The following is a 14,674-nucleotide window of genomic DNA, read 5'->3' as shown; positions in this document are numbered from 1 at the left end:
CTACGGCGAAGTCCAGCGCACCGTCAGGATGCACGCGGGCCGGATGCCGAAGGCGCGGTGATGGATGCCCGGGCCCCAGATGACGAAGTCGCCATGGCGGCGCAGGGTATGCGACACGCTGTCCTCGGGCGCGAAGTCGGCGCGCGTCGAGAACTCGATCCGGAACTCGCTCGCCGCATCGACCAGCATCGACAACGTGCGGCCTTCGCTCAGCGGCTTGGCGTCGCCGTTCGGGTGGCCCGCGGGATGCGAGAAGTACTTGATGCACGGCCCGGTCGACGTCGTTCCGGCGGCGACATGCCGCAGTGCCGTCGAAGGGCCGCGGGTCCAGTCGCTGAAACCGACGAACCAGCCGGTGCCTCGGGTGTCCAGGTCCCCGGCATTGCCGAACTCGACGAGCCGCGCGAGCACTGAATTCGATGTCATGGGGTCCGTTGAAGATGGCAGGGGCGAGGGAGGACGCAAGGATAAGGCCTCATGGCGTGCCGGCCTTCGCCAGCATGTCGCGCAGCGCCGGACGGTCCCGTGGCGTCGCCAGGCCGACCCCGACGGCGAGCTCCTCGCCTTCGGCCAGCTTGCGATACGCGACGCCGGCGCGTTTCAGGGCGGCAAAGGACTTCGGCAGCAGCGCGATGCCCCGCCCCTCGGCGACGGCGGCCAGCAGCACGTGATGATCGGCCGGCTCCCTGAGCTTGCGCGGTGCGAAGCCGTGGCGAGCGAAGACCTGCTGGCAATGGTCGTAGAAGGCGGGCTGGCGCGCCCGCTCGAACCAAAGAATCGTCTCCGACGCCAGGTCGGCCAGGCACAGCGACCTGCGCTTCGCCAGCGGATGGGAGGAAGGCAGCGCGGCCACCATCGGCAGGCGGTCGAGCGCCAGCACGTCGAGGCCCGGGGCGTCGGTTGGCAGCGCCACGAAGGCAGCGTCCAGCTTGCCGGCGCGCAGCATCCGGACCAGCCGCGGCGAGCTGTCGGACTGCGTGGCAACGGCAGTGCCCGGATGCCTTTGCTGGATCCGTTGCGCCAATCCGCGAAACCAGGCCGGCTCCACCGCGCTGGTCAGGCCGAGGCGCAAGGTCGGCGGCAGGCTGCGCGGGGCCAATTCCGCTTCGGCCTGCCGCAGCAGCCTGGCAACGCCCCGCGCGTAGGGCAACAGCCTGCGGCCGGCGTCGGTGAGCTCGACGCCCTGCGTGCTGCGTTCGAACAGCCGCGCGCCGAGCCGTTCTTCGAGCTCGCGGATGGCGCGGCTCAGCGGCGGCTGCGACAGATGCAGCACCTCGGCCGCCTGGCGAAAGCTCAGCGTGTCGGCGACCGCGAGGAAGAGGGCGAGCGAGCGGGAATCGAGGCGTCCTGGCATACCAAAAAGGTATCACGAAATCGGTCATTCCACGGGATCGGCCGCATCCTTATAGTCGCGACCATCAACGTTTTGACTGGAGAGACGCAAATGAACTCGAAGCCGATCGACAACGAACGCTACGAACGCGGCATGCGCCTGCTGGCCCAGGTGGACGGCCCGGCCGGCCTCGCGGTGGCCGAAGGGCTGGCGGCGTCGTTCCCGGACTTCGCCCGCTACGTGTTGGAGTTTCCCTTCGGCGACATCTATGCGCGCCAAGGCCTGGGCCTGCGCGAACGCGAGCTGGCGACGGTCGCCGCGCTGAGTGCCATGGGCCATGCGCTGCCGCAGCTGCGGGTGCACGTGCATGCGGCCCTGCATGTGGGCTGCACGCCGGTCGAGGTGGTCGAGGTGGTGATGCAGATGGCCGTGTACGCGGGATTCCCGGCCGCGCTCAACGCGCTGTCGGTGGTGCGCGAGGTATTCGCCGATTCGGGGGTGGCGCTGCCCCTGCCGGCCGGCTGTGCCACAGTGGAGGCCTGAGCAACCAGACCATTCTTCGGAGGCGCCATGGATCTTCAACTGACCGGCAAGCACGTGCTTGTCACCGGCGGCAGCCGCGGCATCGGGCTGGCCTGCGCGCGCGAGTTCCTGCGCGAAGGCGCGCGGGTCAGCCTGGTGGGGCGCACGGCCGCGCACGTCGAAGCCGCCGTCGCCAGCCTGCAGGGCGAGGGCCATGCGGTGCGCGGCCACTGCGCCGATCTGGGCGATGCCGGCGCAGCGCTGGCGATGGTCGACGCCGTTCAAGGCGAGGGTGGCGCGGTCGACGTGCTGGTCAACTCGGCGGGCGCCGCGCGCCGCACGCCCTTCGGCGAGCTGCAGCCGCAGGCCTGGCAGGACGCGATGCAGGCCAAGTTCTTCACCTACATCAACGTCATGGATCCTGTGATCAAGCGCATGGGCGAGCGCGGATCGGGCGCGATCGTGAACGTCATCGGCATGGGTGGCAAGGTCGCATCGCCGACCCATCTGGCGGGCGGTGCCGCCAATGCGGCGTTGATGCTCGCGACCGCCGGCCTGGCGGCGGCCTACGGGCCCCTGGGGGTGCGCGTGAACGCGGTCAACCCGGCGCTGACCCTGACCGACCGCATGGCGCAGGGCATTGCCGCGGATGCCCGCCTGCGCAAGATCAGCGAGGAAGAAGTGCTGCGCGATGCGCAGGCGCGGGCGCCGCTCGGCCGCCTGGCCACGCCCGAGGACATCGCCCGGGCGGTGGTCTTCCTGAGCTCGCCGGGCGCGGCCTACATCTCTGGCGCCATCATTTCCATGGACGGCGCGGCGGTGCCGATGGTGGTGTGAGCGTGAGCACCACGATCTTGCCACCGGCCGTGTTCGTCTCCATCGATGGTCTAGTCGGAAGACGAGGCGAGCTGGATTCAGGCAATCAGCTTGACGACGCTGTGGTAGCTATCGGGCATCAGCCGCGACAGCCAGAAGAGTGGCATGGACTGGTTTCCGGTCAGCACGCGCTTCTTGCCCCGCCGTACGCCGTTCAGGATGTCGGCGGCGCAGACTTCGGGCGGCGTGATCATGATCTTCTCGGCCAGCGCGGAGAAGCCAGCCTCCTTTTCGCCGGCGAGCCTGCAACGCCGGGCAGCCCGTTCGATGTTGGTCTTGATGCCGCCCGGGTGCACGCTCACCGCGCGCACGCCGGTGCCTTCGAGTTCGCGCCAAAGGCATTCCGTCAGGCCGCGCACGCCGAACTTGGAGATGTTGTAGGCGCTCTGGGCGGGATAACCGATCAGGCCGAAGATGCTCGAGATGTTCACGATGCAGCCTTCGCGCTGCGCCAACATCATCGGCAGGAAGGCCTTGCTGCCGTAGATCACGCCCCACAGGTTGATGCCGAGCTGCCAGTCCATCTCGTCCATATCGAGGTGCTCGAAGGTGCCGACCAGGGTGGTGCCCGCGTTGTTGAAGACGAAGTGCGCGGCACCGAAGTCGCGCCGCACGTCCTCGGCGTGGGCGAAGACCGCCTCGCGCGAGGAGACGTCGAGACCGTAGCCGCGCGCCTCGGTGCCGCCCGGCAGCAGGCGCATGGTCTGGCTCAAGCCGGCCGCATCAATGTCGGAGAGTGCGAGGCGCGCACCGGCGGCGGCCAACTGGAGCGCGAGCGCGCGGCCGATGCCGGACCCGGCGCCGGTGACGACCGCGACTTTGCCTTTGAAGGAGGGATGCATGGGAGGTTTCCTTGTTTCGTGAAGACGGCTGCGCGTCAGACGGCCACGTGCTTCTGCAGGAACGCGAGCTGCTCCCGCACGTTCTTTTGGAGGTAGTCGCCGTAGTACGGCTGGAAGTGATCGGACGCGTGCAGCGTGAACTCCGCGTACTGCATGCGGCTCGCCGCCTGACGAGCGATGGCTGCCGAGACGATGGTGTCGTTCGACCCTGCTATCACGAGCGTCGGAACTCGGACCTTGCGGGCGATCCGGATCGGGTTGTAGTGGGGAATCTTCAGCAGCACGCGAGCCAGCACCTTGTTCTCCCACGGCACGTCGGCGATGGCCTTCAGCTTCTCCATTCCCTCCCAGGCTTCGGGGCCGGTCAGCGCAGCCAGGTCGCCGTGCCGGCCAACGACCGGTACGTAGTGCGGCCTGCCGAACAAGCTGCCGATGACGTCGCGCAGGCCCGCGAAGGTCAGCCGCAGGACGGCCGACGGGCTGAGCGAAGTGATCGCAGCCCAACCGCTCATCAGCGGATGGCCTGCGATGACTGCTGCAACGCGATGCCCGCGCGCGGCCATGCAGACCACGTGGCCGCCGGACAGCGAAGTGCCCCACAGCACCATGCGCTGGGCGTCGACGGCCTCGAGCGCCCTGACATGCCGGATGGCGGCGTCCCAGTCCTTCAGGTGCCGGCCGGGATCCACCCAGTGGCGCGGCTGCCCCTCGCTGTCGCCGAAATTGCGGTAGTCGAAGAGGAAGACGGCGTAGCCAGCCTCCACGAAACGTTCGGCGTGCGGAAGCAGCATCGCGCGGACGCCGGCAAATCCATGCGCCATCACGATGACGGGCGGACGCTCGCCATGGCTGGGCATCAGCAGCGTGCCTGCGCAGCGCAGGCCCTGGCTCGCGAACGAGGACTCGATGGATTTCATGTGCGTCTGCTTCAGGCTGCTGCAGGGCGCAGCGTGCCGCTCGGCGATCCGCCGCGAAACTCGAGTGCCGAATCCTCCACAGGGTCCTTCATCAGCATCACGTGGTCTTTCTCCGGGTTGTGCAGCACCCGCCACGGCAGCGCGCGCCCCTGGCGCGGCACCATCGCCTCGCCGCGCCGCGCGTAGCCCGACTGGAGCGATGCCACGATGGTCTCGCCCAGCATCTCCCCCTCGGGCGCGCGCGCTGTCACGACGTCGGCCCCGTTGCGGTCCATGTGGTTGAGCAGGCGGCAGAAGTAGCTCGACGCCATGTCCACCTTGAGCGTCCAGGGTGCGTTGATGTAGCCGAAGAGCCATGCCATGTTCGGTACATCCTGCAGCATCACGCCCTTGTAGGTCATCAATTCGTTCACGGCGCGCTTGCGGCCGTCCACGCGCAAATCCATGCCGCCGAAGGACTGCAACTGCAGACCGGTTGCGGTGATGATGATGTCGGCTTGCAGCTCCTTGCCGGACTGGAGCCGGATGCCGGTTTCGGTGAAGGTCTCGATGTGATCGGTGACGATAGAGGCCTTGCCCTCCCGGATCACCTTGAAGAGGTCGGCATCGGGAACTGCGCACAGCCGCTCGTCCCACGGCTTGTAGCGGGGCGAGAAGTGGGACATGTCGAAGTCATTGCCCACATGCTTCTTCACGCTGGACAAGAGCCACGCTCGCATCTGGTCGGGCCAGCGGCGCGACAGCTTGTAGATCGCCCGCTGCAGGAACAGGTTGCGCCGACGTGCCATCGCATAGACCCAGCGGTCCGGGAGCACGCGCTTCAATGCAGCCGAGATCGCGTCGTAGGCCGGCACGGAGAACACGTAGCTCGGCGAGCGCTGCAGCATCGTGATGTGCGCGGTCTCCCCGGCCATGGTCGGCACCAGCGTCACGGCGGTGGCGCCGCTGCCGATCACGATCACGCGCTTGCCGCGGTAGTCCAATCCCTCGGGCCACTTCTGGGGATGGATGCACTGCCCCTTGAATCGCTCCACGCCGGGAAAGGTGGGCAGGTAGCCCTCGTCGTGGTTGTAGTAGCCGGTGCAGCTGACGAGGTAGTTGCAGGTGAAGGTGCGTGGCTCGCCGCTCTCTTCATCGACCGCGCTGATCGTCCAGCGCTTGTGCTCGCTCGACCAGGATGCCTCTGTCGTCCTGATGCCGAATCGGATCTTCTTGTCGATGCCGTATTCGCGCGCCGTGTCGGTGACGTAGCGCCGGATCGATGGGCCGTCCGCGAGCACCTTCAGGTCATGCCACGGACGAAACCGGTAGCCGAAGGTGAACATGTCCGAGTCGGAGCGGATGCCCGGGTAGCGGAACAAGTCCCAGGTGCCGCCGATCGCCTTGCGGCGCTCCAGAATGCCCACTCGCTTGCTGGGGCACTCCATCTGAAGATGGCAGGCCATGCTGATGCCGGACAGGCCGGCCCCAATGACCAGCACATCGTAGTTTGTCTCCATGTCGAAACCTCTAGGGGGTTGATGCAGTGCTTGGAGTATCCCGGGCCGCACGCCATGTCGCTTGACATCTCAAGACAGTTGTTTGACATTTCGAGACATGACCGCCATGGTTCGATCGAGTGCATTGCGGGGCTACGCGACCCTCATGCGGAGCTTGGGCGCCGACCCGGCCCCCTTGCTTCGGCGCCACCGGATTCCCTCGGGTTCGCTGACTGACGAAGATGCGCTGCTGTCGCTGCGATCTTGTGTCCATCTGCTGGAGGTCAGCGCCATCGAGACGGGCTGCGCGGATTTCGGACTGCGCCTGTCGCACGTTCAGGACATCGGCGTGCTCGGCCCCCTTGGCATCGTTCTACAGAACGCGCCCACCGTCAGGGAGGCCTGGGACTACGCGTCTCGCCACTTGTTCGTGCACAGCCCTGGCCTTGTGCTGGGCGTTCATGACGACAGCTCGATGATCGAAGGTGCTGCGGAGATGTCGGCCGAGATCCATCTCGCACGGCTTCCGGCGCAGCGGCAGGCGATCGATCTGTGCCTCGGCGACATGCATCACATCACACGTCTGCTCGCTGGCCAGCAGTACCTGCTACGCGCGGTCGCGCTGCCGCATACGCCCGTTGCGCCGCTTTCCGTCTACGAGCGGTTCTTTGGGGCGCCCATCTTCATCGAGCAGCCGCATGCCGCCCTGCACGTCAGCCGCGAAACGCTGCGCGCCGACCTGCGGGGAGCTAACCCTGCATTGCGGAAGATCACGGAAGACTATTTGGCAAGGCACTTTCGAGTCCCGGGCGAAAGCGTTTCGGCCCGTGTTCGCCTGGCATTGCGCCACACCCTCGGCACCCCGAAGGGCAGCAAGACCGATGTCGCAGCCCTGCTTGCCATCCATCCGCGCACGCTGCAGCGCCACCTTGCAGCCGAACGCACCACGTTCGAGGCAATCCGCGAAGAAATTCGCAAGGACGCCGCGTTGCACTATCTGCGCGAGACCAAGGTTCCGCTGGGCCAACTCGCGGACCTCCTCGGCTTCTCCGAACAATCGGCGATGACGCGATCTTGCCGCCGCTGGTTCGGCGTTCCGCCCTCAGCATTGCGCCGGGACGCGACAGGATCTGCTTCTGGCGGCTTGCCGATGTGATGCCGAGATGCTGGCGTAAAGCGCCGCGGCCGTGCCTTGGCGCGCCGACCGCCCGCTGAACGCGTTCGGCCCGCGGAAAGCCGCGAGTGCGGCGGCGCCATGGGCATCGCCCTCCGGTGGTGGGCCATTTCGCCGACAAGATCCGCGGCGAGGTCGCAGCGCGCCACGACGCGAAGCGCGCAGCGAATGCATCCCTGTCGGGAGAATGCTTTGAAGCTTATGGTTGCCCGAGCATTGCCTGGAGGGGCAGCAAGCGCGCCTCTACAACGCCGTCAGATTCAAACGCCCATCAGCTGTCTTGAACGTGTCGGGCCCGGTCTTCTCTACGCTCATGCCCGTCTCGAGGCGGTACTCGATGGCATTTTCGGTTTCGTCGAGCATGTCGACGTCCTCCGGGCTCGCGTCAACGTCCTCGACGTATCGAATGACAACGTGGCGCTTGCCAACTTGGTCCGTGACCTCGATGCGCTCGGTAGGTGATTTCTTCCCCTGCGACATAGGCCTTCCTTCAATGGTCGAGCTGCGATTTTCGCGGAGAACAGTGACAGATAGCGAATGCCGACCATCGGCAAGGAAAGGCGAAACATGCTAGGTGAAGAGGTTCGCGCGGTGCTCTTCTGGTGGCTCGATCACCAGTGCCTGCTGGCTGCCGTGTTGTTCCAGCAGGGGTGACGCTCGCTACTCGCTCATCCCGAATCGTTCAAAGAGTGCCGTCTTCAGGCGCTTGATCTCCACCATCGCGTCCGAATTGGGGGCCTGTTGCCCCGACAAGACTGCAGCGGCTTCAGCTGCAGCGTCCCTGGCAACGCGAGCATCCAGCGAGCATCGAATCAATTGGCGCTTCCGATCCTTTGGGTCCAAGGTCGCAAAATCCTTCATGAGCGCTTCTGCAACTTCAAGCGCTGCAACTGCCGCAGACAGTGTCAGGTGGATGCCGGCGCGCACGCGATTCCCGTAGTCAGTCTCTTCTTTCACGTTCGACTCTTTCTCCTTCTCATCGGGAGAAAGCACGCCAAAGTTGGTGGGAGCGAAGTACGGAACAGCTCGGACGCCATGCTCGCGCGCCGAGATCACCTCCTGTAGCGCGACTCTGACCATTGCGACTGTCTCAAGATCCGGGGTTTGCATGGCTGGACTCACGTTCTTATTCCCTTCGAAGGTCAGGATCTGAGAGTGCGAGCGCTGCGGCCCACGGGCTTGGCATCGGAAGCCAACTTCTTCCATTGGTTCGCGCTCGAGGCGAGTTCGTCAACGGGCATAGAGGGATTGTGGTGGCTGCCGGCCGAAGGTGGCCTCCCCACAATGATGGGGATGAAGGGGGGCGAGTCGTTGTAGACAGTCTCGTCAAGGTGCCTTTTTTCGCGATCTGCCGATGCCTGGCGAATAGGGCATGAACCGCAGCTATGGTACTCAGCGGGCGACGGATTCGGCGCAGAAAGCCGCCAGCCCGGGCAGAACTTGGCTCGCCGCACGCTGGGCCGCCATCACGCCGCCATAGGGATCGTCGCTTGGTGCATTCACGCGCACATCGAATTCGCGGCCCGCGATGACGCGGCGGGTCGTGGCGTCCACCAGCGTGGCGCGCAGGGTGAGGCGGACATGGCTCGGCGTCGTGGAGAAATCCTGCTGCAGGCGGACGAGTTCGGTCTCCAGACGAAGTTGTCCGGTGGCCGAAGTGGGCGCGCCCAGAACCGCGTGGAATGCGCCCGAGCGTTCGATCGCGCCCACCATCATCGGCGCGAGCATGGTCGAAGGCGTGTCGACCCACCGGTTGTGCGCGAAATACGCGATCTCGTACGGTCGCCGCACATAGACGATCTGCGAGGTGTCGAAGCCCGGGGCAGCGCGCGGGAGGTTGACGATCAGCGTGGGCGTGGGCGTGGGCGCGCCCGGGGCAGGCGCGGCGAATGCCTCGCTTTCGGCGGAGAGCGTGAACAGCGCGGGCGGGGCGGCAGGCTTCGGCAGGAGGGACGACGCACAACCGACCAGAAGGCCCGTGAGCATCGCGGCAATCAGCGTGCCGCAAGCGGAACGACGGGAACGGTGACTCATGGGGGGGCCCTTTCGCCGGGTCCCGGCTTCCTCTGCGGGGCGCCCATCAGCAGGCTGTTCGGGTTGCGTTCGGTCTGTTCGCTCAGACGCTGCAACGAGACGGCAAGCTGGTTCAGCTCACTGAGCAACTGGGCCAGCGCGGGCTCGGCGTCGCTGCGGATCTCCTGGAAGCCGCCGGCGGCCGCTTCCACGCTGCGACCCGCACGATCGCCGGCCGCGGCGACGGACTTTGCCATCCTGTCGACCGAATCGGCGGCGGTCGCAACCCGGTCGATCGCCGAGGCGAAATGCTCGCTGGCGCGCGCCGTGTTGCGGGCCGTGCGCGCCGCGTCGGCGATGCCGCCGGCGAGCGCGGCCTGCTGGGCGGCGAGCGTGTGGGTCAGGGTCGCGGTGTCCGCCAGCATCTGCTTCACGGCGGCGCGAGTGTCGGCGTCGAAGGTGGCGTTCAGGTTGGTCGACATGCGGTCCAAGCTGGCGAGCACCGTGGTGAGCACGCTTTCGAGCCGCGTGCTCAGCGACGGCATGGAACGGATGGTCGGAATCTCCCCGGCCTCCGCGGCGCGCAGCGGCGGCGAAGCGGCGGTTCCTCCACTGAGTTCGACGTAGGCGATGCCCGTGAGCCCTTGCGTCTTGAGAACCGCTTCGGTGTCCATCTTGATCGGCGTACCCTGTTCGATGAGGAAGCGCAGGCGCACCTGGCTCGAATTCGCGGGATCGATCGCGATCTCCCTGACCTTGCCGACATCGACGCCGAGGTACTTCACCGGCGCGTCTACGTTCAGCCCGGCCACCGACTCGCGCATGATCGACTGGTAGGGGCTGTAGCGCTTGCCGCCGTGGGCGCCGGCCGCGAGCCACAGCACGCCGGCCACCAGCGCCGCGCCGAGCAGGAGCACGAACGCGCCGACCACCGCGTAGTTCACCTTGTCGTCCATGGTGCTCCCTTGTCACGACGCACTTGCGTCGCCGATGAGGCGGCCCGTTGCTGGCGCGGGCCTTCGAAGTACCCGCGCACGACGGGGTGAGCGTGGTGCGAGAGCTCCTCCATGGAGCCGCTGGCCAGCACCCGACCTTCGCCCAGCACCGCCACGCGGTCGCAGGCCTGCCACAGCAGGTCAAGGTCGTGCGTGATGATCACGATCGTCAATCCATACAGCGCGTGGGTGCGAAGGATCAGTTCGCTCACGCCCGCTGCGCTGTCGGGGTCCAGCCCGGAGGTGGGTTCGTCGAGGAACAGGAGCTCGGGATCGAGGGCGATGGCGCGCGCCAGCGAGGCCCGCTTAAGCATGCCGCCGCTGAACTCGTCCGGCTGCTTGAGTCCGGCGTCCGGCGGCAGGCCGGTAAGGGACAGCTTCCATTCGGCGATGCGGTCGATCAGCGCGCGGTCGAGCCTGCTGTGCTCGCGCAGCGGAAGCCCGATGTTTTCGCGCACGTTGAGCGCGCTGAACAGCCCGCCGTGCTGGAACATGACGCCCCATCGCAGTCGAAGCGCATGCGCCTGCGGCACGGTGAGCGTCTCGATGTCGTGGCCGAACAGGTGGATCGACCCGGAAGTCGGCCGTTGCAGCAGGATCATTTCGCGCATGAGCACCGACTTGCCCGAGCCACTGCCGCCCGCGATCGCGAGGATCTCGCCGCGCCGGATCTCCAGGTCGAGATCGGTGTGCACTGCGTGGCTGCCGAAGCGGGTGCAGACCTTTTGCATCGCGATCACGGTGTCTGCCGGCGCCATGCTAGAGGTCCAGCATGTTGAACGCCACGGAGAACAAGGCGTCCGCGACGATCACGAGGAAGATCGACTGCACCACGCTCTTCGTTGTCTGTCGCCCCACGCTGTCGGCGCTGCCGCGCGTGCGAAAGCCCTGGAAGCAGCCGATCAGTGCGATCACCAGCGCGAACACCACCGACTTGCCGACTCCCACCAGCAGCGTGGGGCCGTGCATCTCTCGCCCAAAGCGGTCGATGAACTCCGGAAAGCCGATGTCCAGCTGAACGCGTGCCATCACCATGCCACCCAGCACGCCGGTCACATCCGCGAAGACGGTCAGAAGCGGCAGGGCGATGGCCAGTGCGAGCACCTTAGGCAACACGAGCAGTTCGATCGGATCGATCGCGATGGTCCGCATCGCGTCGACCTCCTCGGTCACGACCATGGTGCCGATCTGCGCCGCATAGGCGGAGCCCGAACGTCCAGCGATGATGATCGCACTGATCAGCGGCGCGAACTCGCGCAGCATCGCGTAGCCGACCAGATCGACCACGAACACGTTGGCGCCATAGTGCCTCAACTGGTCCGCGCCCTGGTAGGCGACGACGACTCCGAGCAGGAACGACGTGAGCCCGATGATGGGCAGCGCGTCGAATCCGTCGACCTGGATGTTGCGCAACACGGTGCGCCAGCGGATGCGACGCGGGCTGGCGAGCAATCCCAGCGCGGCCACGGCGGCCTGTCCTATGAAGCGCAGCAGGCCGAGCGCCTGCTGTGCCGAAGCATCGGCCTGGCGCCCCACCCGCTCCAGGGGCGAGGAGCCGGGCGGCTGCGGCAAGGGCTGGTCGGGCTGCTCGCCGACCAGCGTCATCAGCATCTGCATGCGCGGCGGCCAGTCGCGCAAGGCGGCCGCTGCGCCGTGGCGGCGCAGCCAGCGTTGCAGCACCCACACGCCAGCGCTGTCGATGGCGGCGAGCGAGGCACCGTCCAGAACGACCGGCCCCGGGCCGCAGGCATGCGCGTCGAGCGCTCTTGGCATGTCGCCCAGTCCGCGCACAGTCCAGTTGCCAGCCAGCGACCATCCTCCGGACCTCAGCGGTGACATGCTGGCCTGGGGAGGGTCCATGGACGTGTGCATGACGCGCGACTGGGCTGTGCGACGGTTCTTGGTCGAGTGCTGCCGCTATGGCGTCGTCGACCGTCTCGAGTGCCACGAAGCGCATGGACGCTCGCACGCTCGGCGTGAGATCCCTGAGGTGGCCAAAATCGTGATTTTCATCTGTGTCCTCGATCGGGTTGGACTGGCCCTGCGGAGGATTCACTGTAGGTGCGCTTGCGCGGCGAGGCTTGATGTGAATCAACGCGATGGGCCCTTGCCTTGCCGGGTAGTGGCCTTCTGCCGTTCCATCGCTGCCTTGATGCAGGTCAAGCACTCTGGCATATCGATGCCTAGGATGAAGTCAGGGCGGTCTCCGGCGCTGGTAGGGGACGCCAAGGCACCGCTCTTTACGAGCGGCTTCCCCGATGCCGGCGGCCGCCCACCCAATTGCCCGAACCACGACGCCAAGGGAACTGCTACAGCGTTCGCAGATGCCAAGTTTCCCTGCCAAACTCGCTAGTTGTCGAGCGTTGAAAGTGGGAGTTCAAGAATGGTTATCCCCCGATCAATTCATGGTCCGCCCCGGTAGCCTTGATTGGGGTTGGCCTGGCCTGGCCAGTAGAAGGTGCCAAGCGTCGCCCCCTTGCTAACTCGGAAGATCTTGGTCAGTGTGACTCCTGCATAGGTGGCAGCGACACGATAGGCGCCAGGTTGCACGACGACATTGAAGAGAGGCCCGCAGTCCACGAAAGGGTCGTAATGCGCGCCTTGGCCAATGGGTTCGATGACGACGGTCACGCCCGCGACATAGGCGCCCGTACCGTTCTCCGCGAACGTCAGGCGCAGGTTGTAGAGATCACTCGTCACGCGGATGTCCTGCCGGTCTTGTTCGCCGATGCCGCCGCTGAGGTACGAACCCGGCGCCAACGTGGGTTGTGGCGCTGGACGCGTCGCTGCGATGCAGCCCGAGAAAGCGAGTGACGCGATTGCTGCGAGGAGCAGTCCGCGGATATTGGGTCTGTTCATCCGTTGTCGTTTCAGGTCGGTCCTAGCGTCAGCGCCGTGCGGAGTCGTCACTCGGCGCATGCGGATCAATAGGGCGTGAGCACGGAACTCCAGCCCGCGGTTCCCATGGCAGGCATGCGCAAGGGAAAGGGCCGTCGACGGCGTGCCGCCGCTCATCTCGGCCCGCAGCACCCCTCTCAGGGGCTGACGCGCAGGCGGTTGACCACCGTGGAGACGCCGGGTGCCGACCAGGCGGCCCACTGTGCGGCCTTGCGTTCGGCCCACGAGTGGACCGAGCCCTCCAGCGTGACCTGGGAGCCGGCGACCGAGATGTCGATGTGCCTGGCTTCACGCTCGGCGCGGCGCGCCAGTGCTTCATTGATCTTCTTCTCGATGCCCGCAGCGCTGACCTTCGGCTTGATGGTCACGAGATTCGTGACACCGGTGACGCCGAGCAGGTAGCGCACCGAAGCTTCGGCGGAGCGTCGCTGGTAGTCCCACTCCGTCTCGCCGTTCAGGGTGACCCATCCCTGCTCCACCAGGATGTGTATCTTGTCCTTGGGGATCAGCGAGTTCCACTCGATCGCGCGCTCGGCCGCCGTGGCGATGTCGGCGTCCGATCGTTCATCCAGCGCAGGCAGCTTGACACTCAGTTCGACGGCCAGGGCCTTGACCCCGCCGACACGCTGGGCGGCTCGCTCCGCCGCGTATTTCTCGGCGTGGCTGGCGAGGTGCCCGGTCAACGTGACCACGCCATCCTTGACGATCACGCCGACATCGGTGGGGTTGACGATCGGATCCCACTTCAGTTCGGCCAGGACGTCGTCCCGGAGTTGTGTATCGGATTTCATGCGAATTCCTTTCATCGTGGACAAGCGCTGCTTTCGCGGGCTTCACAATCACTCTAGGCGCCGATCTCTCGACCGGCTTGCGCTGGATCAAGGCAAGGCCGATGCGGCTAGCGCCTGCAGACGATCTCGGGCCAGAGCGAACTCATCGCCGCGTTGTAGTGCCAGATGATCTTGGTGACCTTGGCCCGCCCCTTGGCGGATTCGTCGACCTTGGCGTCATCGGGAATCACGAGGGTCTGGCCGACCTCGGGAAGCGCCCCGGGGTAGGCGTGGTGGGCGGTGCCCACCTGAAGTTCGCACGGTGCTGCCGCGTCGGTGTGAATGGTGATTCTCATGGTCGTTTCCTGGTTGGCCTGCCGTCACGCTAGATCGACCGCGCCGCCCGGATCTTGATCGCGCGCAACCCGGCCGTCGGCGGTTCGCGATTCACCTAGCGTCCGGATCGCCGATTGCGCTGCATCAAGCGCTCCGTGCCAAGTTTCAGGATGATGGAATTCCATCGTCGAAAGGGACCCAATGAACGACCTGCATCCCGATCCCGTGCGCCGGCAGGGGGCCCACCCGGCCCGGTTCCCGGCCGCCTGCTTGCTGGTCGCGGCAAGCGTGTTCGGCCCCGTGGCCGGTGCCCAGACACGCGGCGAACTTCTGTACACGACGCACTGCATCGCCTGCCACACGACGCAGGTGCATTGGCGTGACCGCAGGTTGGCGACCGACTGGAACAGCCTGCAGGCGCAGGTGGCACGCTGGCAGGCCGCGGGCGCGCTGAACTGGAGCGAAGAGGACATCGTTGCCGTCACGCGCCACCTCAACGAGCGCTTCTATGGATTCAAGT

18 protein-coding genes are annotated in these 14,674 nt (G+C 66.3%); 4 read left to right on the top strand and 14 right to left on the bottom strand.

What is annotated here, in order from left to right; all coding sequences use genetic code 11:
* Together AC1DYD_RS21530 and AC1DYD_RS21525 are read right to left on the bottom strand one after the other, a co-directional pair.
* Nucleotides 1-426, bottom strand: a complete 426-nt coding sequence (locus AC1DYD_RS21530) for a hypothetical protein (RefSeq protein ID WP_478174783.1) — start codon at nucleotides 424-426, stop codon at nucleotides 1-3.
* Between the two features lie 49 nt (nucleotides 427-475).
* Entirely contained in the window at nucleotides 476-1,354 is an 879-nt protein-coding gene (locus AC1DYD_RS21525; RefSeq protein ID WP_478174782.1) for a LysR family transcriptional regulator, read from the bottom strand.
* A gap of 90 nt (nucleotides 1,355-1,444) precedes the next feature.
* Between AC1DYD_RS21525 and AC1DYD_RS21520 the strand changes: the two genes are divergently transcribed.
* Both AC1DYD_RS21520 and AC1DYD_RS21515 read left to right on the top strand, forming a co-directional pair.
* Nucleotides 1,445-1,876, top strand: coding sequence for a carboxymuconolactone decarboxylase family protein (locus AC1DYD_RS21520; protein WP_478174781.1), 432 nt, complete (start codon nucleotides 1,445-1,447; stop codon nucleotides 1,874-1,876).
* 27 nt (nucleotides 1,877-1,903) lie between these two features.
* Nucleotides 1,904-2,692, top strand: a complete 789-nt coding sequence (locus AC1DYD_RS21515; RefSeq protein ID WP_478174780.1) for an SDR family NAD(P)-dependent oxidoreductase — start codon at nucleotides 1,904-1,906, stop codon at nucleotides 2,690-2,692.
* Between the two features lie 77 nt (nucleotides 2,693-2,769).
* Here AC1DYD_RS21515 and AC1DYD_RS21510 read toward each other — a convergent pair whose 3' ends face one another.
* The 3 genes from AC1DYD_RS21510 to AC1DYD_RS21500 are packed head-to-tail and all read right to left on the bottom strand — an operon-like array spanning nucleotide 2,770 to nucleotide 5,989.
* A complete protein-coding gene (locus AC1DYD_RS21510) occupies nucleotides 2,770-3,573 on the bottom strand; it encodes an SDR family NAD(P)-dependent oxidoreductase (RefSeq protein WP_478174779.1) in 804 nt (267 codons plus the stop codon).
* A gap of 35 nt (nucleotides 3,574-3,608) precedes the next feature.
* A complete protein-coding gene (locus tag AC1DYD_RS21505) occupies nucleotides 3,609-4,490 on the bottom strand; it encodes an alpha/beta hydrolase (protein WP_478174778.1) in 882 nt (293 codons plus the stop codon).
* An 11-nt stretch (nucleotides 4,491-4,501) separates the two neighbouring features.
* Nucleotides 4,502-5,989, bottom strand: coding sequence for a flavin-containing monooxygenase (locus AC1DYD_RS21500; RefSeq protein ID WP_478174777.1), 1,488 nt, complete (start codon nucleotides 5,987-5,989; stop codon nucleotides 4,502-4,504).
* Nucleotides 5,990-6,086: 97 nt separating this feature from the next.
* On the opposite strand from AC1DYD_RS21500, the gene AC1DYD_RS21495 reads away from it, so the two are divergent.
* Nucleotides 6,087-7,124: an AraC family transcriptional regulator gene (locus AC1DYD_RS21495; RefSeq protein WP_478174776.1), complete on the top strand. Its 1,038-nt coding sequence runs from the start codon at nucleotides 6,087-6,089 to the stop codon at nucleotides 7,122-7,124.
* A 261-nt stretch (nucleotides 7,125-7,385) separates the two neighbouring features.
* Here the strand turns inward: AC1DYD_RS21495 and AC1DYD_RS21490 are convergent, their stop codons facing one another.
* From AC1DYD_RS21490 to AC1DYD_RS21450, 9 genes are all read right to left on the bottom strand, one after another.
* The gene (locus tag AC1DYD_RS21490) at nucleotides 7,386-7,622 is read right to left on the bottom strand and encodes a hypothetical protein (RefSeq protein ID WP_478174775.1); all 237 of its coding nucleotides are present in this window, start codon (nucleotides 7,620-7,622) and stop codon (nucleotides 7,386-7,388) included.
* A 180-nt stretch (nucleotides 7,623-7,802) separates the two neighbouring features.
* Nucleotides 7,803-8,348, bottom strand: a complete 546-nt coding sequence (locus AC1DYD_RS21485) for a hypothetical protein (protein WP_478174774.1) — start codon at nucleotides 8,346-8,348, stop codon at nucleotides 7,803-7,805.
* Between the two features lie 186 nt (nucleotides 8,349-8,534).
* Nucleotides 8,535-9,128: an ABC-type transport auxiliary lipoprotein family protein gene (locus tag AC1DYD_RS21480; RefSeq protein WP_478174773.1), complete on the bottom strand. Its 594-nt coding sequence runs from the start codon at nucleotides 9,126-9,128 to the stop codon at nucleotides 8,535-8,537.
* A gap of 44 nt (nucleotides 9,129-9,172) precedes the next feature.
* The gene (locus AC1DYD_RS21475) at nucleotides 9,173-10,111 is read right to left on the bottom strand and encodes an MlaD family protein (protein ID WP_478174772.1); all 939 of its coding nucleotides are present in this window, start codon (nucleotides 10,109-10,111) and stop codon (nucleotides 9,173-9,175) included.
* Nucleotides 10,096-10,908, bottom strand: a complete 813-nt coding sequence (locus AC1DYD_RS21470; protein WP_478174771.1) for an ABC transporter ATP-binding protein — start codon at nucleotides 10,906-10,908, stop codon at nucleotides 10,096-10,098. The genes AC1DYD_RS21475 and AC1DYD_RS21470 overlap by 16 nt, the downstream gene beginning before the upstream one ends.
* A 1-nt stretch (nucleotide 10,909) precedes the next feature.
* Nucleotides 10,910-11,989 (bottom strand): ABC transporter permease, encoded by a 1,080-nt coding sequence (locus tag AC1DYD_RS21465; protein WP_478174871.1) that lies wholly within the window; start codon nucleotides 11,987-11,989, stop codon nucleotides 10,910-10,912.
* A 564-nt stretch (nucleotides 11,990-12,553) separates the two neighbouring features.
* Nucleotides 12,554-13,009: a hypothetical protein gene (locus tag AC1DYD_RS21460; RefSeq protein WP_478174770.1), complete on the bottom strand. Its 456-nt coding sequence runs from the start codon at nucleotides 13,007-13,009 to the stop codon at nucleotides 12,554-12,556.
* A gap of 176 nt (nucleotides 13,010-13,185) precedes the next feature.
* Complete coding sequence (locus tag AC1DYD_RS21455; protein ID WP_478174769.1) at nucleotides 13,186-13,839, bottom strand: BON domain-containing protein; 654 nt, start codon at nucleotides 13,837-13,839, stop codon at nucleotides 13,186-13,188.
* A 107-nt stretch (nucleotides 13,840-13,946) separates the two neighbouring features.
* Nucleotides 13,947-14,174 carry a hypothetical protein gene (locus AC1DYD_RS21450; protein WP_478174768.1) on the bottom strand — a complete coding sequence of 76 codons (228 nt, stop codon included), beginning with the start codon at nucleotides 14,172-14,174 and terminating at the stop codon, nucleotides 13,947-13,949.
* 181 nt (nucleotides 14,175-14,355) lie between these two features.
* Between AC1DYD_RS21450 and AC1DYD_RS21445 the strand changes: the two genes are divergently transcribed.
* On the top strand, nucleotides 14,356-14,674 hold a 319-nt coding region (locus AC1DYD_RS21445), incomplete at its 3' end, for a hypothetical protein (protein ID WP_478174767.1).

The organism is Variovorax sp. P4_B11 (assembly GCF_056402355.1).
Note: the sequence above shows the minus strand (reverse complement) of the source record. Positions and strands in the feature narration are given on the sequence as shown.